22 protein-coding genes and 2 pseudogenes are annotated in these 24,893 nt (G+C 49.9%); 10 read left to right on the top strand and 14 right to left on the bottom strand.

What is annotated here, in order from left to right; all coding sequences use genetic code 11:
• The first annotated feature begins 46 nt into the window (after window positions 1-46).
• Window positions 47-811 carry an alpha/beta hydrolase family protein gene (locus tag BN1247_RS04500; RefSeq protein WP_054949323.1) on the top strand — a complete coding sequence of 255 codons (765 nt, stop codon included), beginning with the start codon at window positions 47-49 and terminating at the stop codon, window positions 809-811.
• Between the two features lie 461 nt (window positions 812-1,272).
• The gene (locus tag BN1247_RS04495) at window positions 1,273-1,473 is read left to right on the top strand and encodes a cold-shock protein (RefSeq protein ID WP_054949322.1); all 201 of its coding nucleotides are present in this window, start codon (window positions 1,273-1,275) and stop codon (window positions 1,471-1,473) included.
• A gap of 113 nt (window positions 1,474-1,586) precedes the next feature.
• Here the strand turns inward: BN1247_RS04495 and BN1247_RS04490 are convergent, their stop codons facing one another.
• Entirely contained in the window at window positions 1,587-4,073 is a 2,487-nt protein-coding gene (locus tag BN1247_RS04490) for a penicillin acylase family protein (RefSeq protein WP_054949321.1), read from the bottom strand.
• A 307-nt stretch (window positions 4,074-4,380) separates the two neighbouring features.
• Here BN1247_RS04490 and BN1247_RS04485 point away from each other — a divergent pair, with 307 nt between their 5' ends.
• The 4 genes from BN1247_RS04485 (at window position 4,381) to BN1247_RS04470 (ending at window position 10,425) form a co-directional block, all read left to right on the top strand.
• A complete protein-coding gene (locus tag BN1247_RS04485; protein ID WP_054949320.1) occupies window positions 4,381-5,331 on the top strand; it encodes an ABC transporter ATP-binding protein in 951 nt (316 codons plus the stop codon).
• A gap of 14 nt (window positions 5,332-5,345) precedes the next feature.
• On the top strand, window positions 5,346-6,116 hold the full coding sequence (locus tag BN1247_RS04480) for an ABC transporter permease (protein ID WP_054949319.1): 771 nt from the start codon (window positions 5,346-5,348) through the stop codon (window positions 6,114-6,116).
• Window positions 6,113-7,450 carry an ABC transporter permease gene (locus BN1247_RS04475; protein ID WP_054949318.1) on the top strand — a complete coding sequence of 446 codons (1,338 nt, stop codon included), beginning with the start codon at window positions 6,113-6,115 and terminating at the stop codon, window positions 7,448-7,450. Before BN1247_RS04480 ends, BN1247_RS04475 begins: the two co-directional genes overlap by 4 nt.
• A 170-nt stretch (window positions 7,451-7,620) precedes the next feature.
• The gene (locus BN1247_RS04470; RefSeq protein WP_187119720.1) at window positions 7,621-10,425 is read left to right on the top strand and encodes a winged helix-turn-helix domain-containing protein; all 2,805 of its coding nucleotides are present in this window, start codon (window positions 7,621-7,623) and stop codon (window positions 10,423-10,425) included.
• Window positions 10,426-10,787: 362 nt separating this feature from the next.
• Here the strand turns inward: BN1247_RS04470 and BN1247_RS04465 are convergent, their stop codons facing one another.
• The 3 genes from BN1247_RS04465 to BN1247_RS04455 all read right to left on the bottom strand — a co-directional run bounded on the left by BN1247_RS04465 (window position 10,788) and on the right by BN1247_RS04455 (window position 14,357).
• The gene (locus BN1247_RS04465; protein ID WP_054949316.1) at window positions 10,788-11,693 is read right to left on the bottom strand and encodes an acetamidase/formamidase family protein; all 906 of its coding nucleotides are present in this window, start codon (window positions 11,691-11,693) and stop codon (window positions 10,788-10,790) included.
• A gap of 294 nt (window positions 11,694-11,987) precedes the next feature.
• A complete protein-coding gene (gene fumC, locus BN1247_RS04460) occupies window positions 11,988-13,379 on the bottom strand; it encodes a class II fumarate hydratase (RefSeq protein ID WP_054949315.1) in 1,392 nt (463 codons plus the stop codon).
• Window positions 13,380-13,634: 255 nt separating this feature from the next.
• On the bottom strand, window positions 13,635-14,357 hold the full coding sequence (locus BN1247_RS04455) for a LysR family transcriptional regulator (RefSeq protein ID WP_054949314.1): 723 nt from the start codon (window positions 14,355-14,357) through the stop codon (window positions 13,635-13,637).
• Between the two features lie 226 nt (window positions 14,358-14,583).
• On the opposite strand from BN1247_RS04455, the pseudogene BN1247_RS04450 reads away from it, so the two are divergent.
• A pseudogene (locus BN1247_RS04450) lies at window positions 14,584-15,155 on the top strand (cysteine hydrolase family protein).
• 87 nt (window positions 15,156-15,242) lie between these two features.
• Here the strand turns inward: BN1247_RS04450 and BN1247_RS18370 are convergent.
• The 5 genes and pseudogenes from BN1247_RS18370 to BN1247_RS04430 all read right to left on the bottom strand — a co-directional run bounded on the left by BN1247_RS18370 (window position 15,243) and on the right by BN1247_RS04430 (window position 17,998).
• Complete coding sequence (locus tag BN1247_RS18370; RefSeq protein WP_261796028.1) at window positions 15,243-15,377, bottom strand: hypothetical protein; 135 nt, start codon at window positions 15,375-15,377, stop codon at window positions 15,243-15,245.
• 83 nt (window positions 15,378-15,460) lie between these two features.
• The gene (locus BN1247_RS04445) at window positions 15,461-15,766 is read right to left on the bottom strand and encodes a hypothetical protein (protein WP_054949313.1); all 306 of its coding nucleotides are present in this window, start codon (window positions 15,764-15,766) and stop codon (window positions 15,461-15,463) included.
• Window positions 15,767-15,903: 137 nt separating this feature from the next.
• A complete protein-coding gene (locus BN1247_RS04440; RefSeq protein WP_054949312.1) occupies window positions 15,904-16,167 on the bottom strand; it encodes a hypothetical protein in 264 nt (87 codons plus the stop codon).
• A 118-nt stretch (window positions 16,168-16,285) separates the two neighbouring features.
• Window positions 16,286-16,878 (bottom strand): annotated as a pseudogene (locus BN1247_RS04435) (LysE/ArgO family amino acid transporter).
• 190 nt (window positions 16,879-17,068) lie between these two features.
• Entirely contained in the window at window positions 17,069-17,998 is a 930-nt protein-coding gene (locus BN1247_RS04430) for an ADP-ribosylglycohydrolase family protein (RefSeq protein WP_261796027.1), read from the bottom strand.
• Window positions 17,999-18,349: 351 nt separating this feature from the next.
• Here BN1247_RS04430 and BN1247_RS04425 point away from each other — a divergent pair, with 351 nt between their 5' ends.
• From BN1247_RS04425 to BN1247_RS04415, 3 genes are all read left to right on the top strand, one after another.
• Window positions 18,350-19,093, top strand: coding sequence for a metal ABC transporter ATP-binding protein (locus BN1247_RS04425; RefSeq protein ID WP_054949311.1), 744 nt, complete (start codon window positions 18,350-18,352; stop codon window positions 19,091-19,093).
• Window positions 19,093-19,953 (top strand): metal ABC transporter permease, encoded by an 861-nt coding sequence (locus tag BN1247_RS04420; protein WP_054949310.1) that lies wholly within the window; start codon window positions 19,093-19,095, stop codon window positions 19,951-19,953. The genes BN1247_RS04425 and BN1247_RS04420 overlap by 1 nt, the downstream gene beginning before the upstream one ends.
• Before the next feature lie 78 nt (window positions 19,954-20,031).
• Window positions 20,032-21,042: a metal ABC transporter substrate-binding protein gene (locus BN1247_RS04415; protein WP_054949309.1), complete on the top strand. Its 1,011-nt coding sequence runs from the start codon at window positions 20,032-20,034 to the stop codon at window positions 21,040-21,042.
• Between the two features lie 284 nt (window positions 21,043-21,326).
• Here the strand turns inward: BN1247_RS04415 and BN1247_RS04405 are convergent, their stop codons facing one another.
• From BN1247_RS04405 to BN1247_RS04385, 5 genes are all read right to left on the bottom strand, one after another.
• A complete protein-coding gene (locus tag BN1247_RS04405) occupies window positions 21,327-21,968 on the bottom strand; it encodes a helix-turn-helix transcriptional regulator (protein WP_147675177.1) in 642 nt (213 codons plus the stop codon).
• Between the two features lie 10 nt (window positions 21,969-21,978).
• Window positions 21,979-22,593 (bottom strand): superoxide dismutase, encoded by a 615-nt coding sequence (locus tag BN1247_RS04400; RefSeq protein WP_054949306.1) that lies wholly within the window; start codon window positions 22,591-22,593, stop codon window positions 21,979-21,981.
• Between the two features lie 198 nt (window positions 22,594-22,791).
• Window positions 22,792-23,439 (bottom strand): ABC-2 transporter permease, encoded by a 648-nt coding sequence (locus BN1247_RS04395; protein ID WP_054949305.1) that lies wholly within the window; start codon window positions 23,437-23,439, stop codon window positions 22,792-22,794.
• Complete coding sequence (gene pmtA, locus BN1247_RS04390; RefSeq protein ID WP_054949304.1) at window positions 23,432-24,298, bottom strand: phenol-soluble modulin export ABC transporter ATP-binding protein PmtA; 867 nt, start codon at window positions 24,296-24,298, stop codon at window positions 23,432-23,434. The genes BN1247_RS04395 and pmtA overlap by 8 nt, the downstream gene beginning before the upstream one ends.
• Window positions 24,298-24,675: a GntR family transcriptional regulator gene (locus BN1247_RS04385; protein WP_054949303.1), complete on the bottom strand. Its 378-nt coding sequence runs from the start codon at window positions 24,673-24,675 to the stop codon at window positions 24,298-24,300. The genes pmtA and BN1247_RS04385 overlap by 1 nt, the downstream gene beginning before the upstream one ends.
• Window positions 24,676-24,893: the final 218 nt, after the last annotated feature.

Here is a 24,893-nt window from a genome sequence, read left to right as displayed (position 1 = left end):
TGAATTTTTATTTTTTTAAAAAACGAAGCTTTTGGAGGGTACATACGTGCAAAAGGCGATTGAATTAACTTGTAACGGTTTTGTATTACGGGGTATGGAGCACATTCCAGAACAAGCGTCTGACGAAAAACTACCAGCGGTCATCCTGTTTCACGGGTTCACCGGGAATAAACTCGAACCGCACCGCATGTTTGTAAAAATTTCTCGTGCGTTAGAAAAACTCGGTTTTGCGGTGTTTCGCTACGATTTTTCCGGCAGTGGCGAAAGCGACGGCGACTTCGAACAGATGACGGTTTCCGGCGAAATTGCGGAAGCACACGCTATTCTCGATGCGGTGCAAAACGACCCGCGCGTCGACGCCACACAGATCAGCCTCATTGGACTGAGCATGGGGGGCCTCGTCGCCTCCGTCCTCGCTGGCGATCGGCCGCAGGACGTGCACAAGCTCGTCTTAATGGCAGCTGCCGGCAACATGTACGACATCATTAAAGACGCCGTCGACGCCTACCTCGCCCACCCCGATTTGCAAGTTGTCGACCACGACGGTAACCTCGTCGGACGTGCGTTTGCCGAGGATCTAAAAACGCTCGACGTCTTCACCCGCGCTAAATCGTACGATGGCGACGTGCTATTAATCCACGGGACGAAAGACGACACAGTCCCTTACGACGTCTCCTTGAAGTATCAAGAGCTGTCGTACGGCGGACGGGCGAAGCTCCATCCGATCGAAGACGCCGACCATACATTTAACCGCTACGAGTGGGAAACGGAAGTAATCGATAGTATCTGTCAGTTTATCGGGGAAAAATAAAGCTATTTAAAGTCTAGCCGTGTCTCTTTGACAAGACTGTTTTCTGTACCGTTGTCGCATGAACGTGTGTCGCATTAACGCGACCGTATTAGGATGTGGGCTCGCTTTATCGCCCTATGCGACTTTTAATGTGTATTGGCACTTTGGACGACGCGACAACGGTACACTCCCAACAACGCTCGCATACTCCGCTACTACCGTGAGGATTTCTTTTTTTTCAGGAGTAAAACGACAGACATCCTGCTGTAAAATGGAAAGCAAGGGAAGGATGTCTAAAATCGAAATGGAGTTACGGCTTGCATTCCGTTGCTGACCGTGGTATGATAACAACGTTGATAAATTGGAAGCCCAAATTCACACGGTGTAAAGGGTGTCAATTTTTCGATGGGACCTTTTGCAATGTGTGAATTTTTTATTATGAAAAAGGATCATGTTAATTTGTTGGCCGGAGGTGAAACAGAATGGAAACAGGTACAGTTAAATGGTTTAACGCTGAAAAAGGCTACGGCTTTATCGAAATTGAAGGCGGCGGCGACGTGTTCGTACACTACAGCGCGATTAACGGCGAAGGCTTCAAATCGTTAGACGAAGGTCAACGCGTTCAATTCAACGTCGTTGAAGGAAATCGCGGCCCGCAAGCCGAAGATGTCACCAAGCTGTAAGCTAAACGAAACTGCCCTTAACGCTACGTTAGGGGCAGTTTTTTTGTGGTGAGCTATGCGGCGCACCCTGTTCAGGTGAGGCGCGGGCGCGACTGCGGCATACATGGCTTCATTTACTGCTTTGCTGGTTTATAAAGGATCGTCTCGGCCTGAGGCTCTATCTCTGTCTCCCAAACCATCGGTTGTAATTTCCCTGCGACCCAATCGTTTATTTGATCGGCGTAATATGGGGAAAAGACTTGTCCCGACTGCCCGGGCAACAATATATCGTAGAACGTGTCCATCCGCGCTAAATCTCCCGCCATGCGCCAGCCACCGCCGTGATTGACCACACCTGTCTCTAAATCGTAACCGTTCGCCCCGGGCGTCGCAGAACTCCCCCCGAGCGACCAACTGCCGCGATTAAATAAAAGATTCAGTGGCTTTACCGCACCGAGCGGGTGCTTCAGCTCGAGTCGGTGCCACTTGCCCCAAGCCCATTTTTGCGGGTCTTTGCCTTGCAGGTCGACAGCTTGTGCAACGGCAGCCTGAAACGCTTGCAAGGCAACCGTTTGAAACGACTGTTCTTTCGGTGCCGAGGCAGCTACAGATGTGTCCGACGCTGAAGCAGATGACTGCCCCTTTGCACCGGCCCCCGCTGAATATCCTCCATTCCAAAGTTTTTTAAACGCAGGTCGTTCTGCCTCTGTCATTAAGCGGTGGACGACGAGTGAAGAGATGAGCCGCTTGCCGAGTCGCTCCTCGACCGCGTCCATAAACCGGTCGTACCATAAGTGCCAAATCAGTGCCTCCGGAGATGACGCACTTTCGACAAAGTCCCAACCTTCCAGTAGCACAACCGCCTCTTGTTCGCTTGACGACAACTGTTTTTTGTTTGCTTTTAACGCGCTGAGTACATGGGGCAGTAGCGCCCGCGCCTGCGTATTCGTAAAGTCCACTTGCATATCTCGCATTGTGTCGACCGTGATCTTCTTATTAGCGGCAATCGCTTCCTCCACAATTTCCGTTAACCGTTCTGCCCGATACGGATGAAAGTTGCGATTGATCACGTACGGGTAATCGTCATCAACCGGTTTATTGTTCGCCGTAATTACGTACCCTTTTTCCGGGTTGATCACCTGCGGCAACTCGCGGTTAGGGATAAAGCCCGCCCATTGATAACGCGGATCCCAACCCGGCACGGGCAGCGAGCCGTCCCCTTTTTTCCGAATCGGAATTAAGCCTTGCCCCCGATAAGCAATATTGCCGTCCCGGTCGGCGAATACCCAATTTAACGCCGGCGTCACAAAGCCATCCAAACTGTCGGAGAACTCGTGCACGTCTTTAGCCCGCAAAAATTGCAGCATCGCATTCAATTCCGAGCCCGGTTCTCTGCCGCTCCACGCAAGGGAGATCGCTTGGTACGGCCCTTCTTTTTTCACAACTTTATTAATGATCGGCCCGTTGCGGGTCACTTCTACCCATTCGACGTGTGGCTCGCCATCTTTAACTGCGATCACTTCTTTAATCCGTTCTGCTTCTTCCCATTTGTCGCCAAAAAGGTAAAACGAAGGCTTCTCTGGATGAACGCGCTCGAGGAAAAGGTCTTGCGTATCCGCCATCAACGACGTCACGCCCCATGCCATCTGTTCGTTATGCCCGAGCACGACACCCGGCACCCCGGGCACCGTTACGCCAACCGCTTGAAAATCGCCCTTAAGTTGCAAATGAGTCTGGTACCAAATACCTGGAATAGCTAACTCGAGATGGGGGTCATTACCGATTAACGGAAAGCCCGATTCTGACAGCTTGCCAGAAATGACCCAGTTATTGCTCCCGTTGTGAGGCGGCGGTGCAAAGGCCGCCAGTCGGTCTAGCGCTTGTTTGGAAAACGGCGATTCGTTATGGCGATCGATCGTCGGAAAAAGCGCTTCGTCGTAATAGGGTAACAATGCCTTGCCGTCTTCGCCTAACGTTTTTAGTAAATGGTAGTGAAGGAGCTCCTCGTTATAATTGCCAGCTAACATATACCCCATATACTTAATGACCAAAAACGTATCGTCAATCGTCCAAGGCTTCGGCTGGTAGCCGAGCACCTTAAACTCCATCGGTTGCTTGTTCGCTCCGAACGACTCCTCTATGTACATATTCACGCCCCGCACGTAAGCGTCGACCGCTTGGCGCGTTTCCACGTCCAGCTTCGCTGCCATTCCTTCCGTCATGCGGTGCATACCGTACACGCGGAAAAAGCGGTCCATCTCTAGCGCGCTTTCCCCGACGACTTCGGAAATCGTGCCACTTGCCGCGCGCCGCGTCAAATCCATTTGAAACAGCCGATCTTGCGCCACCGTATACCCTTGAATCGTAAACAAATCTTCTAAATCGGCAGCAACAATTTTTGCCACGCCCCGCGCATCGCGAGTGACAGCAACCGGTTGGTGCAACTCGGAAACGGACTTCTCTCCTTTCGTTGCAGGTAAGCTGCGCGTGACGTACCAATAACCGCCCAAACTAGCAACTGCAACAAGAAATAGAACGACGGCAAGTGGCCAGGCGACCCACTTGAGTATTTTCCTTCTTTGTTTCGTCCTAGTGGGCATAGTCACAGGTGTACCGTTCATTACACTCCCCCTTTTCAGAAATCGTCACTACTATCGCATGTTTCGGATCGCCAACCGTCAATGCCGGCCTCCTAAGACCCTCCCGCGTGTGAAGACGTCGTACTAAGCGAAATATAGCGATGTATAAGTATCATACAATATATCGCTCAACGTTGGGAAGAAAAACATATCGCTCAACCATGGGAGAAAAACGAGTGAAATCAACTTCTGCAATCAACCGCTGCAATCAACCGCTGTAATCAACCGATCGGTTGATTTTTTTTATGCGCATACCGTTTAAGATAAATCGTGAAAGGAGCATCACATTATGACACCGAATGACACACCGATTGTCGAAGTCAAACATTTAACGAAGTCTTTCCAGCAAAAAAAAGCGTTGGACGGCCTCTCGTTCGACGTACACGCCGGAGAAATCCTCTGTTTTCTAGGGCCAAATGGCGCTGGCAAAAGCACCGTCATTAACATTTTGTCGACTGCACTGTCCTACGACCGGGGGGAAATCAGCTTCCAAGGAGAAAAGGTAGAGAACGTCAAGGCTCGCTTCAAGCGGCAGCTCGGCATCGTCCCCCAAGATTTGGCCATTTACGAAGACGTATCCGCGGAAAAAAACGTGCGCTTCTTTGCCTCTCTTTACGGACTGCGCGGCAAAGTGTTAAACGAACGCGTCGCTAAAGCACTCGCCTTCGTCGGTTTGACGGCGCGCAAAAACGACAAACCAAAAACGTTCTCCGGCGGGATGAAACGACGGCTCAACATCGCCTGTGCCATCGCCCACGAGCCCCAAGTGATCATTATGGATGAACCGACCGTCGGCATCGATCCGCAGTCGCGCCACCACATTTTGCAATCGATCAAACAGCTGCGCAAAACCGGCACAACCGTCATTTATACGACCCATTACATGGAGGAGGTGGAGGAAATTTCTAGCCGCATCGTCATTATCGACCACGGCAAGATTATTGCTGAAGGAACGAAGCAGCAGTTAAAAGAGCGCCTCGCTAAGGAAAAACTGTACCGCGTAGCCGTCGATGACGTGAAGCGGGTACCGGAAGACGAACTATTCCGTATCGAAGGGGTAAAAAAAGTCGCCATCAAGGGCGAGCTCATCGAAGTGGCAACGCTAGCCGGGGTGGAAAATTTAGATAAAATTATCGTCTGTTTAATGAATAATGGACGAAAAATCAACAATATCACAAGTGTAGCGCCTAGTTTGGAAATGGTTTTCCTCAATTTAACGGGCCGAACGTTAAGAAATTAGGAGGGGTAACGGACATGAGTGATGAACGTTTAAGCGCCTTATACCGTTTTTGGACAATTGTGCGGCGAGACATCGCAGGCATCGTCTGTAATCCCGTGCTGCTAATGACGAATACGGTCGCCCCCCTGCTACTCGTTGTCGTGCTCGGCTACTTGACGAAGGATTATTACGGGGCAGCGGAGATTACCGCCTACGACTATTACGGGATTACGATACTAATTTTCACTGTGCTCAACGTGTCGATCACAGCCGCGAACAGCTTCATGGAACAAAGTTTGAAAACGAGTAATTTGCGCGTTATGTACGCCCCCATCCCCCCGTCATACATTTACCTTTCAAAAATTACAGCGACATTTCTATTTACGTTTTGCTGCAATCTCGGGCTGCTACTCTTGCTCGACCGTGCACTCGGCGTTCATTTAGGCGGGGAACATGCCATCTATTTGGTCGCGGTCATACTTGTGTTCAATCTTTTTTCGTCTAGCCTTGGCGTGTTTTTTTGTTGCCTCTTTAAAAGCGAGGAGCTAGCGAACAAAATTTTAAGTACGTGCAACAACGTACTCGCACTCGCTGGCGGCTTGTTCTTTTCCCTCGACAGCTTTGGAAAAACGGCGGAAACGGTGTCATACTTTTCCCCCGTCAAATGGGTGGCCGAAGGGTTGTTCCGCATCGTTTACGATGGCGATTTTAGCTTGTTCGCACCGACGATCGCGGTGCTCTTCAGCGGATTTGTCCTGCTGCTCATTGGCTGTAAACGGACGTTTAAGGTGGAGGATTACGTATGAAAGCGACGCTAACAATGCTGACAATTGTGAAGAATAATGTGTGGCGTGCCCTTGCTAATCGCAGCTACATGCTCACAACAGCAATCATGACTCTACTCCCGATCATTCTCGCGATTTACTTTACGTCCCATTTCGAAGTCAAGGGCAACATCGCCCTTGTCGACGGTGGAGCTCTTCCTACTTGGTACAAAGAAGTGAGCGAACGCGGGCGAGAGCAGTCGGGAGACGGTCGATTAGGACACGGTCAAAAAGCGCAAAGGACGTCCGACGAAACGTTAGAAAAATCGCGTATACCGCAAGTCGGACCATCGAAAGAAAAGTTACTCCAGCAGTTGCGGTCCGCTCGCTTTAATGTCGACGTCATGCAGGAAGCTCCGCCGCTATCCACTCTCGTGCGGAATAAATATGACGCCGTCATCCTCCTTGGCAATCGTGACGTTAGCAATCGTGGTGTTAGCAATCGTGACGTTAGCGATCGTGACGTTAGCGATCGTGACGTTAGTGATCGTGACGTTAGCAATCGTGGTGCTAGCGATCGTGACGTTAGCGCTCGAGGCGAGATCGAAGTTTTCACAGTCAAAAGCGTCGCCTTCAAGACGAAGCTGCTGCAGGCACTAACGCTTCCTGCGACAAAAGCCACACTTCCTGCATCACAAGACACTAAATCACGAGTAAAATCAAAATCTGATCCGTTGACGACTGCTGGTAACGCAAGTCCGGAAGAGGCGACACGCGGCATCGGCGCGAACATTGTCGGGTATCTCGTCATGTTCATTTTGTTGGGTGGTCTACTGTTCATGGATTTTTTCACTGCAGACAAACAAAAGGGGACGTTTAAGCGCATAGCCACCTCTCCCGCTGGCATCGGGCGCTATCTTGCGGCACAATACGCGTTTACTTTTGCGTTCGTCTTTGTGCCGTCTCTCGCTTTACTGGTCGCTACTAAAGAAGTGTTCCGCCTCGACATCGGCTTTACGTACGGCGAGTACGCGTTTTTATTGGCACTACTCGCGCTTTTGTCTTCCGCTTTTGCGCTAGTCGTCACGGCGGCGATGGAAAAAGCGGATAACATTTTCTCCTTCGGTTCGTCTGTCATTATTTTGACGTCGCTCTTGTCCGGAAGCTTTTTCGCGCTAGCGAAGGACAGCGCGATCGCATATGTGAGCCATGTCCTGCCGCAAAAACACGTGATGACGTTAGCACAAGGTTTCGAACGGCAGGCTCCCCTCGCCGACTATGTGGGGGAGATCAGTTACGTCCTCCTTTTTGTCGCTGTGTCCTTTGCGGTAGGTGTAGTCATCTGTGCCCGTAAATTCCGCACAGGCAATTATTAACGGATGCGAATGTGTGTGCATGATGTGTCATCTAACAGGCCGTGTGCGATATAATAGACGGTGACGAAGTAAGTGGAACAAAGGTGATAGTTATGCCCGACAGGTTGCCCTTGATTACGGCCAAAATAAAAATACCGATACCTCGCAAACATTTTATTATCCGGCACGAGTTGTTTGCAAAGTTAGCGCGGGCGACAGACTACAAAGTCGTTGTCGTCCAAGGAGGTGCTGGCAGCGGAAAGTCGACACTGCTCGCCTCCTTTATTCACGAAGGCAAACACAGCGGCGGTGTGCCGGACGGTTATTCGCCAGGCAGTGGTGTGCAAGACAGCGATGTGCAGGACGGTTATTCGCCAGGCAGTGGTGATCCACAGGACGGTTGTGTGCCGGATGGTTATTCGCCGGGCGGTGGTTGTCCACAAGACGGTGGTGTGCCGGATGTTTATTCGCCGGGCAGTGGTGATCCACAGGACGGTTGTGTGCCGGATGGTTTAGCACACAACGGTTTCACGCAGGACGGTGGCGGACGCAACAACTGGAAATGGATCACGTTAGATAAAGAAAATAACGACCCATTTTCCTTTTGGCACTATATGCTCACCGTCCTCTATGACGAGCTTGGTGCGCAAGGTGAGCATATTTTGTCTTCCTTCGACGCCATGGTGCAGCAGCAAGAACTGGAAAAAATAGTCGCCATTCTCGTCAACGCTCTTGAGCCCACCGGCCACTTGACAATTGTCCTTGACGATTTTCACCACATTGACGATCCGCTTTTACTGTACACGCTGCAATTTTTCCTAAAGTATTCCTCTCCTAACATCCATCTCGTGCTCGTCACGCGAGAAGAGCCGAACGTGTATTTAGGCGACTTGACGATTGCTGGCCAGGTGATGGAGATTGGCGAGGAAGAACTTAAACTGTCACCTGCGGAAGCAGACGCTTTTTTACAACACACGCTGCAAATTGACGTCGTTGGGGAAACGGCCGAGAAGATGAAACAGCTGTCGGAAGGATGGGTCGGCGGTTTGCAACTCATCGCTTTAGCGATGGCGAATAAAAACCGGACGCCAATGCGCGAAATTAGCGGGTTAAATAAACACGTCGGCGAGTATTTGTCTAATGAGATTTTATCTTCCGTCGATCGAGACGAACGGCACTTTCTGATTCGCACGTCGATCTTAAGCTACTTTGATGCGACTGTGTGCAACAGCTTACTCCAGCGTACCGATGCCCAGCGCCTTCTCGATCGGCTGACGCAAAAAAACTTATTTCTCGTCACCGTCGACGAAAAGAATAGTATTTATCGCTACCACTATTTGTTCTGCGAATTTTTGCAACTGAAGTTTACCGAACTAGATACACTGGAACAGCAAGTACTGCGTGAACGGGCGGCAAGAGCTTATGAAAAGGCGGGCGACTTGGAGGAGAGCGTGCGCCATTTTTTCGCCTGCGACAATTATACGGAAGCGTTGCGACTCATCGGCAACATGCGCCACCCGGTCACCGCTTGGACGTATTTAAAACAAGTGCCTCCCGCAGAAATACTTGATAACAAAGAAATGATGTTCCAGCGACTATTTTATCATTATTGTCACCTCGAACTAGAGCAGGTACAGACACTGCTTCACGCTTTGAACGATAAAATCGACAGCGACCCCGCGTGGCGACTGTTTGGCTTTTTCCGCTTGTTAATCGACGACCGCCAGACGTACGGCGATTACGGCCGCGTCAGTGACTTATCGTTTTTCCGCGACGTGGAGCAAATGGCGTTCAATGACGTGACGAAGGCACTCGTCTATTTGACGTCAGCTACTGTCTTAAATTTTCTCAATCAATACGACGAGACGCTCGCGTTAATCGATCGCGCGGCACAAATCGAACGGAGGCTGCACAACCCGTATATCCGTTTTTTTGTGCTCAACCTGACAGCCCAAGTGAAGGAAACGCTAGGCGCACTTACGGAATGTACCGCTTTGTACGACGCGATCTTTCGCCTCGTCGAGAAATATCCGTTCCTCGTCCCCTTACACGGGAACAGCGCCCTTGGAGTTGTCGGTGTTCACTTATTGCGTATGGAGCTCGACGAGGCAGACCGCTATTTACGACAGGTAGCTACATTGTTGGACAGCAATTACCCCTCGATGGCACACGCCTATTTGCACAATAAGGTGGAATATTACTTGCTGCGCGGCGAAGCACGTGCTGCTAAAGACTCACTAAACGAGTTGGCGACACATCCTGTCTATCGCGAGCGCCCGTATAATGCCTCGCTGCTGACCTTCCAGTTTTATGTGGATGACGTTGACCCGAATCTCGTCGCGACGTTTCAACACACATTCGCTGGAAACAGACAGCACGCGACATTCGCGGAAAAACTTACCTACAGCCATGTACTGTTTAGCCAAGGCGAGCGGCAACAGGCTCTAATGACGGTCGACGAGGTGCTACAAAAGTGTCGTAAAGGAGGTATTCGCTTACCGCTCATCGAAGCACTCCTTTTGAAAATCGCGATCTTGGAAACGGAGGGAACTGCGGCATCGGCGGCATTGGCGAATCGACGCACGGAAAAAGAGGCCAGACGACACATTTTAAATCTACTGCAGGAAGCGATCCACTACAGCTTTGCCGACCGCATTCTCGCCCCGTTCGTCTTAACCGGTGGAGCGACACTAACACCATACTTAACACAATTAAAAACAGAACGTGCCCCTGACTTGAGTACAGGCGAAAAACGATACATTGACGAGATCCTCACGCTATTCGGGCAAAAATCTACCCCAAACTTGTTGAGCCAACGGGAGATGGAAGTCATGCAAGTATTGGCCACAGGCGCTTCGAACAGAGAAATCGGCGAACAATTGTACATCTCACTCGCAACGGTGAAAAGCCACGTCATCAACATTTATTCGAAGCTGCACGTCTCGAACCGGGTTGAAGCGGTGGAAAAGGCGCGGCAGATGGGGATCATCAGTTAACGGGACGGCTAATGGGACGGCAAGGCGTTGTTTGTAAAAGACATATGAAAAAGTTGGAGATCACTATAGTTGGGGACGCTCAAGTTAGGGAACTAGAGTTGGAGATCACTAAAGTTAGGGGCACGAGAAGTTAACGGCCACTAAGGTACGAACGACGACAAGATATGAACGACGAAGCCTCCGCTAGCCTCGTCGTTCATTACGTTTGTTTCATTACGTCTGTTTCATTACGGATCATGCGTCATACAGCGCATACTGCTCATACGGATCATCCTGTTTATACGGCTCACATGCCACTCCGGCGCCTGATTTATACTTTACAAGAACAGTCTTTTTATGTCGCTCAACGCCCGAAAATAAAGCTATTCAACGAGGCTGGCGACGTCCATTTGTGTAAGGATTTCTTTGGAAAGCACGCAGCGAGCTGTCATTAAAGGATCGACGATCTGACAAATCTCCACACTTCCTACGGCACTCAAAAGCATCGCGAGGTCACTAAGCGATCTGCCCGTTTTTTCCTGAAGCAGCAACGCCATCGTCCGCACGGACTCTTTGGCGGCCTCATCTAATGTGGGCGCAGAGACAATCGTTGTCCAGGAATGCGCATCCTCCAACAACGGGTGTGCGATGGCGCGTCCTTTAAGCACTTCTAATGTAACAGTCGCTTTACCCGGTATTTCGATGCCCGATACGCCGACTTCGCCGTCACCCATTGCCGCGTGAAAATCGCCTAGCGCAAACAGGGCTCCCTCAGCAAATACCGGAAAATATAACGTAGCCCCTTCCCGAACCATTGTGTTATCCATATTTCCACCATGGGATCCAGGGGTACCGCACGAAATACCGTCACCTTCCGGGGCGACCCCGATCACGCCGATCATCGGATTTAACGGCAATTCGAGATCGTCAAAAATGGCTTTTTGATCGCGAATGGGGACAATTTTAAAATCCATTTCAGTCAGTTGATCGCCGAGGACGCCAAGATTCGGCCCGGTGCATAACACCCCTTGCTCGCCAATCGCCAACTTCTCAATCGTCACTTTCAAGATATCCCCTGGCAATGCACCCTTTACATAAATGGGACCAGTAGCCGGGTTTATTCGATCCCAGTCAATCCCGCTTAATTCGGTGTCAGGAGATTGGATTTGGTTTTCGAAGCAGTCGTACGTTTCTATTTGTATCGTTTCTCCTGAACTCACTTGTAAAATAGGTTCATCGTTCCGATTAAATTCGTAAATTACCTTTTGCGCACAATGTAACGTCTGCATACGAACGATTCTCCTTCCCATTATATATAAATCGTCTACTATAGCCCTAATATATCCTTAATCGCTTACACGTTCAACTAACTAAATATCGCCTGCACAAACCTGAGCGTCAACGAGCGGCCACAACTGGTCATTATGGGCAAAAGACCGCGATCGGCGACATCTGCCTCAACGCTAACTTTAATATAAGGAATGAACGATTATAAGAACGAACGACGAAGCCGCTGATCGGCCTCGTCGTTTCGTACGGTTCGCTGTAGCGCATATGCAATGCCGTGCATCGCACATATTGTGTCAGTTTTTTTTCGGTGAAATCATCTGTTCCGGTCGGACGAATTGCTCGAACTGCTCCTCTGTCAGCAGTCCCGACTTGATCGCTGCTTCTTTCAAAGTCAAATTCTCATTAAAGGCCAGTTTAGCGATTTTGGCCGCATTCTCATAACCGATGTGCGGGTTAAGCGCCGTGACGAGCATGAGTGAGTTGTTCAAATGATCGGCGATCACTTCCTCGTTCGGTTCGATGCCGACGGCACAGTTGTCGTGGAAGGAAACGATCGCATCGGCGAGCAACCGCGCAGACTGTAAGAAGTTGTAAATGATCACCGGTTTAAACACGTTCAATTCAAAGTTACCTTGGCTGGCAGCAAAGCCGATCGTCGCGTCGTTCCCCATCACTTGCACCGCGACCATCGTGACGGCTTCGCTTTGCGTCGGGTTCACTTTGCCCGGCATAATCGAGCTACCCGGTTCGTTTGCCGGAATCGTCAATTCACCAATGCCGCAACGCGGACCGCTCGCCAACCAACGGACGTCGTTAGCGATTTTCATCATGTCGGCAGCAAGGGCTTTCAGTGCCCCGTGGGCATAGACGACTTCGTCGTAACTCGTCAGCGAATGGAATTTATTTTTTGCCGATGTAAATTGTTTCCCAGCCATCTCGCTAATTTCTGCTGCGACCTGGTCGCCGAAGTCTGGATGGGCATTCAAACCGGTGCCGACTGCCGTCCCGCCGATCGCGAGCTCTTTCAAGTGGGCTGCACTTTCCGCAACCATTTGCGCGTCTTTTTCCAGCATGCGGTACCAGCCACTAATCTCTTGTCCAAGTGTGAGCGGCGTCGCATCTTGCAAATGCGTTCTTCCCGTTTTAATAATGTGTTGGAATTTCTCCGACTTATGTCGCAACGTTTCTTTTAATTTGGCGATCGCCGGCAGTAGCGTATCTTCCACGGCAATGACGGCGGCGACGTGCAACGCGGTCGGAAACGTATCGTTCGAGCTTTGCGAACGGTTGACATCGTCGTTCGGGTGCACGCGCAAGGAGCTACCTTTCTCTGCAAGAATCTCGTTCGCGCGATGGGCAATCACTTCGTTAACGTTCATGTTCGATTGTGTGCCGCTTCCCGTTTGCCAGACGACGAGCGGGAAGTGTTCGTCTAACTTACCGGCTAAAATTTCGTCAGCCGCCTGAACGATCGCGTCGGCTTTTTCCGCTTCTAAGTTATTTAACTGTTTGTTCGCCAGCGCCGCCCCTTTTTTTAACATCGCAAAAGCGCGAATGACTTCTTTCGGCATTTTTTCTGTGCCGATGCGGAAGTTTTGTGAGCTCCGCTGCGTCTGGGCACCCCACAGTTTGTCCGCAGGTACTTTTATTTCACCGATGGTGTCGCACTCGATTCTGTAATCCACGTAAAAATCCTCCTCGAGATCTTAGGTAGTTTTTCGGCTGTTAGTCCTATTGTAACTGTTTCCATCTCAAAGCTGTCCAAAGACGGATTGGTCAATCCTTACCCCGCCGGAAGACAGGGTGCATCGTCACGGACTTGAATGACCAACCACATACATTTTACACATATTACACCGTTTTTGCCAATGTTGACCCACGCTGCAATGTCCTGCCGATAGTGTTGTAGGATTTAATTGCGATACCTTTGACCAGATAGCTTATTTACATGTTAATGTGGCTTTAGGGAAGTCACAACGCACATACGGCAACATCGCATTTCCAATCACCGCGGAACGCGCAACCGTCAGCGATAACCCGTGTGCCGCATAAAGGTGCTCGAGAAACCGACGCGACTCACACTCGTGCGGATAAAGCACCCAAGATTCGTCTCGAAGATCGGTGACTGCAATCGACTGATACTTACTCAAGCGGTGCCCTTGTGGTACGATCACGCGATACGGTTCAGTGAACAAATCAGCGACCCAATAATCGTGCCTCATTGCGCCCACGTCAATAACGGCTGCATCCACCCCTCCCTCCTGAAGCATCGTAAACACTCCTAACGAACTTTCCCCGATCACTAGTTCGACATCTAGCTCATCTTCCGGTATCGCCGTCATTTTTGGTGGTAAATAATACGTGGCGAGAGACGCTAACGTACCGAGTGTGACCTTTGCTTTTTTTGTGCAGGCGTTTATATCGCGTTGGATCGCCTTTATTTCTGCCAAAACGGGCTGCAAACGTTGGAACGCCAATTCCCCTGTCTTCGTCAAAGCAACCCCTTTGCTCGAGCGTACAAACAGTTCCGTGCCGAGGGCTTCTTCCAACCTTTTTATTTGCTTTGCAAGCGCTGGTTGGGTCAAGTGGCACTGTTCACTCGCCTTAGAAAAACTTTTCCACTTCGCCGCCGCGATAAAAGCGGCGAACCACTCCGTCCGCATACGTATCACCTATAACGTTTCGTTGTATCTTTCAAACATAACGGAAGTTCCCCCGACGGGCAACATCTGGTAACGTCATTACGAGAAAGCGGCACACGCGGCCGACGCGACCACAACCCGATGCGGAAGATCCATACCGGATGGGAGGCAGCATCAACCAATGCGGGGGAGGGCATAACTATTTGGTCGGGTTGACCGGTAACATGATTAACGAGGAGGCGACAATATGGCGCAAACAGATACGATCCGACGAACGGCAGCGTTAGTCGTTATAGATGTACAGGAAGGATTTGACGATCCTAAATGGGGCGATCGAAATAACCCCAAAGCCGAGGAGAACATACAGCAGCTATTAAATGTGTGGCGCCAAACGGCAAGACCGGTATATTTTGTGCAACATTTATCTACCAACCCACAATCGCCGCTTCATGAGAGCAACCCTGGAAGCGCGTTGAAAAACATCGTAAAACCGCTCCGAACGAAGCGGTTATTCCCAAACGCGTCCACAGCGCCTTGATCGGCACGAATTTGCACCAAATGCTAACGGACAAAGGTTGTTGCACCTTGGTCATCGTCGGCTTAACGACCGATCATTGTGTCTCGACGACGGCGCGAATGGCCGCAGATTTTGGCTTTGAGACGTATGTTGGATCCGATGCGACGGCGACGTTCGATCGAACCGGACCCGATGGACAGCACTACGGAGCTGAACACGTTCATCGGATCCATTTAGCTGCGTTACACGAGGAATTTGCCACCGTGCTCGATACCGTAAGCATTATCGAACGCCTAGCATGACTACTTTCCCTTGCAGCGGCGAGCTCCCCCGATTTACTAAATCTACCAAATGGGGGAGCTTTAAATCGAAACGTAGACGTTCTGGTTTCATCCGAACGATCGTTCGTGTATAGGGGGAGCAGTCGTCCCCGGTTGGGCTAGCTGCGGAATGTTCTTGACGATTTGTTCGCGATAATACGCCTCCCACATGCCGGGATCTTTCCCTGCCCCGACATCTCCCATTCATTGTTTGTGTCGACACCGATGCCGCCGACTTTTAAATGCTGCTTTTGTAACGATACAACAATAAACATGACAGCTGCCCATCATGTTTTAGAAAAAATAAACTTATACCACCAATAGAATATGTAAAACGTGGCAGCACACACGTACAGCGCCCACCACTCGAAATGTATGACTTCTTGCACAAGCCAATCCCACTCCGTACCTTCAGGTCGTCCGAGGGCGCCAAAAAAACCGACGGTCGGCACAGTTAAGCAAGCGAATAAATTACCGAAGGATAAGGACGACAATTTCCCCCGCATGATACAACCTACCGATAAGGCAAACGTTAGGAATAAAAACAAATAGTAACCGATCCAAAAGGCATCGGGTAGCGTTTCTTGGTTCATACGTATGCGCTCCTAAGTAACAAGTTGTTCGACGGCCGACTCTTCAGCAAAGTAAGCCAGGCGATCCATTGGCGACGAACGCTTCCACGAGCAACGCACTTCATGAGCAATGCGACTCCCACGTTATGACTCTCACGTTAATTCTTTCTCTCCACGCCTTTTGCGAACCACATAATGTAACCGCAGTGAGTGCAGACGAGTGTTTTCGCCGATTGGTTCAACCAGTCGAGATTTAAGAACGTCATCCCCGCCGTATTAAGCTGGGCCTCCCCTTCCGCGAACACGTCGTGCTCACAGTGGGGACAGACGACTGCAGTGCCGGCCACGCTGTACCTCCCCGGTCCGAACGAATCTTTAAACGCTTTAGTACCCTTCTTGAACCCTTTCATAAAGCTGCCCATTTTCTTCCCCTCCAACCGTTTGGCGCGTAGATACTTCTAACTTTATCGTTCGTATCACGGAACAGCAACCCTTTTTTTTACCTTCTGCAATGTATTTCTTTATATGTGTCCATTTTATTCAAAACAAATTCCACCCCATATAACCGGCGAGCGCCCAAATAATGGCCGCCGACAGTTTGTTTAAGCGCGTGATCCACACCCCTGTTTCGTCTAACCTCCCGAGGAGGCGTCCTGCGACGGCGAGTGCAAAAACCACACGCATGAAACGAAAACCGTCGCGAGCGTAAACGCCCATTTTTCCTGGCCCGCATAATGGAGTGAATTGGCTCCGATCACGCCGATCGTATCGAGAATGGCGTGTGGATTCAACAGCGACACCGAGACGGCAAAAACGATTTGTTTTTTCGCCGAGTGCTCCCCTCGTCCCGCTTGACCGTTCCGCGCGGGATCGAGCGGAGCACTTTTCCACGTCATAAGACCGATATACAGTAAAAAGAGACAACCGACCACATAAAGAACCGTCTGCAGCCAAGCAATCTTCAGCACGACAACCGACACGCCGAGTACGGCGAGCAAAATGAGTAGCGTATCGCAAAACGCAGCCGTAACGACGACGGGCAAAGCGCGCACGAGTGACGGCCCACGCACCCCTTGATTAAACACAAACACATTTTGCACCCCGAGCGGTGCCTCGCAAAAATAGTTAAACAGATGCGATAACGAAGCGGTGTTTTTTCAATGCCCACCAAAGTTATATGCCGCTATATGCCGCACGTCCTATTTTCGTTCGTCGAGGCGTTTTGACGCAAAACAAACCGCCCAGGCCGCTTCCACGACACCTAGACGGTTTGTACAATACTATGTAATTTTAACTTTGCAACCTTAATCCTCCACAACGATCCTACTGGTCGAGCGGCCGGTCACTTTTCATATAAATGTGATCCGCCGTGCGCATAATGAGCGACCGTTTTTTTAGCTGTTCGCGCCAGCGGCGTGGAATACCGGCCATCCCGTAGTACACACCAGCCAACTGCCCGTAGATCGCCCCCGTCGTATCGGCGTCGTCGCCCAAATTGACAGTCATTAGTAACCCTTCTTCGAAACTCGTACTGCGGTGAAACGCCCACAGTGCCGCTTCGAGTGACTCGACGACATAACTGGATGCTCTTATTTCTGGCGGCTCTTTCGTTTTGTACGACCCGGCGGCAATCTCGGCAACTTTTTCCGTTAACTGATGCCGGTGCGGCCATAACGTCTCTCCAAACAACTTTTCTTTTTCTACCCCGCGAACCGTCTGAACGAGCACGTGTGCAAACAAGCGACACGCATCGATGGATTCGGTGGCGCCGTGAGTCGTGAGTGAACTTTTTGTCGCATACTCGATTGCTTGTTCCACATCGCCCGCATAGTACAGGGCGATCGGCAACAGGCGCATAAGCGAGCCGTTACCGGCTTTCTCTGGATTATTCAGGCCACTGTACGGATCCCCTGTTTCTTCAAACTGAACCAATGCTTCTTCAGCCATTTTCCCGACGCCAAAACTATTCTCTCGACAACTAAAATATCCTTCGCGGAACCATTTAAGATAGCGTTGCATTTGATCGTTCGCGTCAAAACCGTCACTTTCTAGCAAACTTTCTGCTAAACAGAGTGCCATGGACGTGTCGTCTGTCCATTCTCCCGGTTCAATATCGTGTACCCCGCCGCCGATCATGTCGGTCACGGCAGCAAATGTCCCCGGCACTTGAAACTCGACGGCCGCGCCGACGGAATCCCCTACAGCCAAACCAATAAACCCGCCTCGATAGCGGTCTATCAGGTTGATTCTCACAATTGTTCACCTTCTAGCTTTAGTTTTCGAACCCCCCGATATCTCGGAAAAGGCGAGCATCTCCCACCATAACGTCCATTATATCATTGTTACTCCCGCGGTGTGTGAGACATGTTCTCATTGACGAACAATATGCTTCATACAATTATTGACATTTATTAGTTGCACCATTTATTAGTTGCACGCTGTAGCGGCTTTTTTTCCTCTAGGTGTTTACAATTTAATTGAAATGCATTATCATTTGTATATACGGTTTTGCTTATAGCATATTTTTTTACCATGCCCAAATTAAAGTCGGATATGCAATACGTTTGCCTAGAAGCATTGTACGTGAGAAGGAGTGAATCGATCGTGACACCCGCGATGTCTGTACACAATTTATACGTTTCCTATTACGGAAATGAAGTGATCCATGACGTTAGTTTCTCCGTTCAGCCGCACAACTTAGTCGGGATTATCGGACCGAACGGAGCTGGTAAGTCGACAATGCTCAAAGCCGTGCTAGGTCTCGTACCGAAAGATCGCGGTGAGATAGAAATTTTTGGCCAAGCGGTAAGAGACGTACGCAATAAAGTGGCATACGTCCCGCAGCGGAGTGACATTGACTGGGATTTTCCGATTACGGTGCTCGAAACCGTCCTACTCGGCACGTACCCGAGTTTAGGCGTCTTTCGACGGCCACGCAAAAAAGAAAAAAAGTGGGCACGCCAATGTTTAGAAACTGTCGGCATGCAAGATTTTGCCAACCGACAAATCGGCGAACTGTCCGGCGGGCAACAGCAGCGCGTGTTCATCGCCCGCGCGTTAGCCCAAAACGCAGACCTCTTTTTCCTCGATGAACCGTTCGTAGGGATTGACGTGACGAGCGAGGAAATGATTGTGTCGATTTTAAAAGAGTTGCGCGACGCGGGCAAAACGGTGCTCGTCGTGCACCACGACTTAAGTAAAGTGAATAACTACTTTAACGAACTCATCGTCATTAACAAGGAACTCGTCGGTTGCGGGCCCGTTGAACAAGTGTTTCAACCGGAAGTCATGCTAAAAGCTTTCCAGAAACAGTTTTCCTTGTTTGAAGAAATCGGGGTGGGTGTGTAATGGACTTTTTACGCGACGTCATGCAGTACGAGTTTTTGCAAAAGGCGTTATTCACGTCAGTGATGGTAGGCATCATATGTGGCGTCATCGGCTGTTTCATCATCTTGCGCGGCATGGCCCTAATGGGCGACGCGATTTCGCACGCCGTATTACCCGGCGTTGCGGTCTCCTATTTGCTCGACATTAACTATTTCATCGGCGCCGTCGTAACAGGAGTCCTGACGTCGCTCGGGATCGGCTATGTCAGCCAAAACAGCCGCATTAAAAACGACGCGTCGATCGGTATCGTGTTTACGGCGATGTTTGCCTTAGGAATTATTCTCATCTCGACGGCACAAAGCACGACGAACTTGAACAACATTTTGTTCGGTAACGTGTTAGCTGTACGTTCGGGCGACATGTGGATGACATTCGCCATCGGCGTCGTCATCATCGCCGCGGTTTACCTTTTTTACAAAGAGTTGCTTATTAGCTCTTTTGACCCGACGATGTCTGCCGCGTACGGCTTGCCGAACCAGCTGATCCACTATTTCTTGATGACCTTGCTGACGCTCGTCACTGTCGCCTCGTTGCAGACGGTCGGAATCGTTCTCGTTGTGGCGATGCTCATTACACCTGCTGCGACAGCTTACTTATTGACAGATCGCCTGTGGGTGATGATTTACTTGTCTGCATTGTTCGGCGTCATCTCGTCGATCATCGGCCTCTATTTCAGTCACAAATTTAACTTAGCTTCGGGTGCAGTCATCGTCCTCGTCGCGACGATCTTGTTCGGAGTGGCGTTCGTCTTCTCGCCGAAGCAAGGTATTTTATGGCGTTCACTCAAGTCGCGCCAACGAAAGACAGCCACCCATTCGTGAGCATTCGTAAGTGTATGTTAGTATGTACCATTTTTAAATAAAAAATGAAGAAATACAGAGTAGAGGAGAATGTATCACATGAAACGCTTTAAGCTTTTGCAAGTCGTCTGTATCGCATTAATTGCCGTGTTGGCTTTATCTGCCTGTAGCAGTGACAGTGCGACCGGGGACGCATCGTCAAAAAATGGGGAAAAAGCGACGACGGATGCAAAAAATAGTGACAGCAAAGATGACAAAAAAAGTAACGACAAAGTGCAAGTCGTAACGACTTTCTCCATTTTACAAGACATCGTTAAAAATGTCGGCGGTGACCGCGTAGACATCCATAGCATGGTCCCAATCGGCACCGATCCTCACGAGTACAGCCCACTTCCGGAAGATATCCAGAAGTCGACCGACGCCGATGTGATGTTTTGGAACGGGCTCGATATGGAAACAGAAGGTGGCTGGTTTGAGAACTTAGTCGAATCCGCCGGTAAAACGATGGACGGCGACCAAGTGTTCGAACTGAACGAAGGTGTTGAACCGATGTATTTGTCGTCTGACGACGGAAAAGAAAAGGAAATCAACCCACACTCCTTCTTATCAGCAGAAGTCGGGATTAAAATGACGGAAAATGCGCGCGACGCCTTGAAAAAGGTCGATCCCGACCACGCCGACGTATACGACGAAAACGCCAAAGTGTACATTGCGGAATTAGAAAAGATTCACCAACAGTACAAGGAGCGCATCGCTGAAATTCCCGAGGAACGCCGCGTCCTTGTGACGAGTGAACGCGCCTACCAATACATGGCGGCTGCTTATGGCCTCGAAGAAGGGTATATATGGGAAATCGACACGGAAGAACAGGGGACTCCGGAACAAATTACGTCCCTAGTCAAGTTTATTAAAGAGAAAAAGGTACCGGCGCTGTTCGTCGAATCGAACGTCGAGCCCAGACCGATGGAAACCGTCTCCAAAGAAGCGGGCGTTGACATCGCCAGCAAACTGTTTTCCGATGAAACGGGTAAACCGGGTGAAGACGGCGATACGTACTTGAAGATGCTACAGTGGAACATCGACAAAATTTACGACGGATTAAAAAAGTAACAGCAGAAATAAACTGTCGCTTTAACAGCAGTAATAGTTACTTTGACAGTAACAGTTACTTTGACTCCCTCAACCTGAGCGATCTGAATGTAGCTCAGGTTTTGTTGTCCCTCGGGGTGTCGTTTTACGTGATCGCAGCTTTCGTTCACATCCTGCATGCCCAAGCTTACACGATAAAAAAAGTCGCCCCTTCGGTCGGGCGATCGGACTTAACGATTGGACTAATGTACGTACTAATGTACGTATTTGAGGCTTTTAACTTGCTTTAGGACTTTCAACACTCATTAACTCGCATATGGGTAAATAAGGTAACGACACCACCTTCCGCCGCTAGAGATACATTCCAGCTGCTCCACGGGCACCTGCAGCAAGCGGCGGATGAGAGTCAATTCAATCTCGCAAACGTACGGATACTTACGGACGATCTCGCGCTGCGGATGGTTGTGTGCGATCAGGACGTACGTCCCTTCCTCCCCTTCCGCAACCTTCGACATGTAGCCATCCGCGTCGTACAACTGTGCAAAGCGATACACTTTCTGCTTTAACGGTAAGTTAGCCACATGTGCTTCATATACAGCAAATGCTCGCTCCCATTGCCGCGTCAGCATTTGACGAACGTACGACTCCCCGCGCATCTCCGCTAAAGCGTCCAGTAACTCACACGCTAGTTCGTCGTATTTCTCGGGAAATAAACCGTTTGACTTCTCTGTCAAACGGTAATAGCGACACGGCCTGCCCGGACTCGTGTCCGGGCATTCGAACCGTATGTACCCTTCTTGCGTTAACTTGGTCAGATGGCGATGGACACCCGATGACGTGATGCCGAGCATCTTCGCCATCTGCTGCGCGGGCATGGGGCCATTCGTCTTAAAAGTCAGCAATATTTTTTGGCGGGTCACACTCTCAATGACACCATTCGCCAACATCGGTGTCAACCTAGCGAATGGCCTCGTACAAGCGCCGTTCCACTTCTTCCCAATTGATGACGTTCCACCAGGCGCTCACAAAGTCAGGCCGTTTATTTTGATATTGCAAGTAGTAGGCGTGCTCCCACACGTCGACGACTAAAATCGGCGTCTTCCCTTCCATGAGCGGCGTATCTTGGTTCGGGGTGCTCGTCACTTCTAGCTTCTCTCCGTTGACGACGAGCCAGCCCCAACCTGAACCGAAACGGCTAACCGCCGCTTGCGACAGCTTCACTTTCATCTCCTCAAAGCTACCGAAGTCGCGGTCAATGAGGCGGGCGACGTCCCCCGTCGGTTTTCCGCCGCCGTTAGGTTTCATAATCGTCCAGTACAAACTGTGGCCGTAGTGGCCACCGCCTTGGTTACGCACATTCGTGCGAATCTCTTCCGGCACGTCGTTCAAATTGCTGAGCAGTTCTTCGATTGAAGCGTTCGCTAACTGGCTTTGCCCTTCCAACGCCTTGTTTAAATTGTTCACGTAAGTCGCGTGGTGGCGCCCGTGGTGGATCTCCATCGTGCGCGCATCGAGATGCGGCTCCAACTCGTCGTAGTCGTACGGCAGTTTCGGTAACGCAAATTGTGACACTTCACAGCACCCTTTCCAAAAGTTTGTTTACTTGCTATACATATATATTATATTAAGTAAACAGTTTTGTACAGGGTAAACTTTATTAGTTGAAGCAAATAATCGTTCCACAACAGACCAACACTTTTTGATTAACAATGCAACCTTAGCCCGTTCCTGTAAGGGCCCTTGGCTGGGTTAACCTTTTTTGATGGAAAATCAAAAGTTTTTCTGCTCATATACTCGCGTCGTTAATAACCAAGAGGTGACGAGGATTAGTGCGGTAACAGCGGCAGCGCACAAGGCGATGAGCACGGGTGACGTTTGTTGCCACCAGGTGAGCAACCCCCAATACGCATATTTTCGCGCAATATTTAACAACATGGGGAAGGCGAAAAAGGTAAGCAAATAAAAGACGACGAGCCCGATTTGCATAAAGCGTGGACCGAGCAAATAGTTCAGCGGATAGTATACTGCCGTAAACAAGCCGATCGCAACCAGCGCGAACAGAGCGCTTGCCACGCTTACTGGCGCGACTGCCACTGGGGCAACGAGTGAGAGTGCGGCGCGTACCCCTGCCATATAAGCGATAAAGACGATTCCGAGCACTAACGGGAACATAAATTTCGTCGCCACAATTTGCCGCCGCGTAACGGGCAAACTGTTTATTAACACATCACTGTCGTTTTTTTGTTCGACGGAACCAGAACTGACGAGAATGACGAGAATGAACAGCACCGCAATCGCCACGGGAGGAAGCGAATCTTCACTAGTGAACATGATCGTGCCGAGAAAAATCATCGCGATAAAACTAATAAAGATTGTACTTCGGTTCACCATATATTCCTTCAACAATAGGTTACGCATGTCGACTCCCCCTCGCCGTATAAACCATAATATCTTCGAGTGACGGCGTCTCAAACACTGCCTCGGCACCGAACAGTTGCTGTGCCAGCTCCGCTTGCCGCGTCAACCCGGTAAAACCGACGGACGTCTCGCGCACACCAGTAAACAGTTTGCGCGTATCGCAATCGAGCAGCTCGTTTGATCCTTTGACGAGCCGGTACTGCGCCAACACATCGTCTTTTGTCTCACTGAAGACGATGCGCCCGTCGTGAATAAATGTAATGTAGTCGGCAATGTGCTCCAGATCCGACGTAATGTGCGTCGAAAAAAAGACCGTTTTTTCCTCGTCCTGAATAATGTTGGCCAAAATGTCGAGAATTTCCCGCCGAAACACCGGATCGAGTCCCGACGTCGGCTCGTCCATCACGATGAGGTCGGCGTCGTGGGACAAGGCGACGGCTAGTGCAAACTTCGTCTTCATCCCTTTGGACAGCTGTTTGATTTTTTTGTTTGACTGCAAGTTGAAGGCGCGCCGGTACTGTTCAAACACGGTGTCGTCCCACTGCTCGTAAAACGGGGCGATCACCCGCTTCATTTGTGCGATCGTCAGGTGTTCGTAAAAGCAATTGTCGGCGTACACGAAACCGATCCGTTGCTTAATCGACTGCTCATTATTGGTAACGTCCTTACCAAAAATCTCGATCGCACCGGAGTCTCGCGTCAGCAAATTCATCATCAGCTTAATCGTCGTCGTTTTCCCTGCCCCGTTCGGCCCGATAAACCCGGTAATGTACCCGCGCTTAATCGCAAACGACACGTCCTGCAAGTGAAAATTCGCAAAGGCCTTGCTTACATTCGTTAACTTAACGGTATTTTCCATTAATCATCCACCTCGTACAATAAAGTGAGCATCTCTTTCAATTCGTCTAACCTGATTCCGAGCATGTGGCTTTCTGAGACGACTTCCGCTAGCTTCTCTTCAATCATCTTCAGCCGTTTTTCCCGCAGTAAATCACTGTTTTGTCCCGCGACGAACGATCCTTTTCCGACGACAGACGTGATAAATCCTTCCCGTTCCAACTCATCGTACGCCCGCTTCGTCGTAATGACGCTAATGTGCAGATCCTTCGCCAGTTGGCGAATCGAAGGGAGGGCATCGCCTTCGCTTAGCTCACCTTTCAAGATGCTCTGTTTGATTTGCTGCTTAATTTGCTCGTAGATCGGCTCCTTAACGACATTGGAAATAATAATATTCATGGAACCCCCCTTTTTTCGGGTACCTGTTCATAGTGTTTAATGTGTATATGTATAATATAAACACTATGCACTTAGGTTGTCAATAAAATATCCTTACACGATCGCTTCATGAATTTTTAAGCCGATTTTAGATTCAACAAATACAAGCGAAAGGTTAACCGTGCGAAAACCTCCCCACCTCTCCCACTGTACAAATACAGTTTTTGTGTATAATAGGT

The organism is Numidum massiliense (assembly GCF_001375555.1).
Lineage (GTDB): Bacteria > Bacillota > Bacilli > Thermoactinomycetales > Novibacillaceae > Numidum > Numidum massiliense.
Note: the sequence above shows the minus strand (reverse complement) of the source record. Positions and strands in the feature narration are given on the sequence as shown.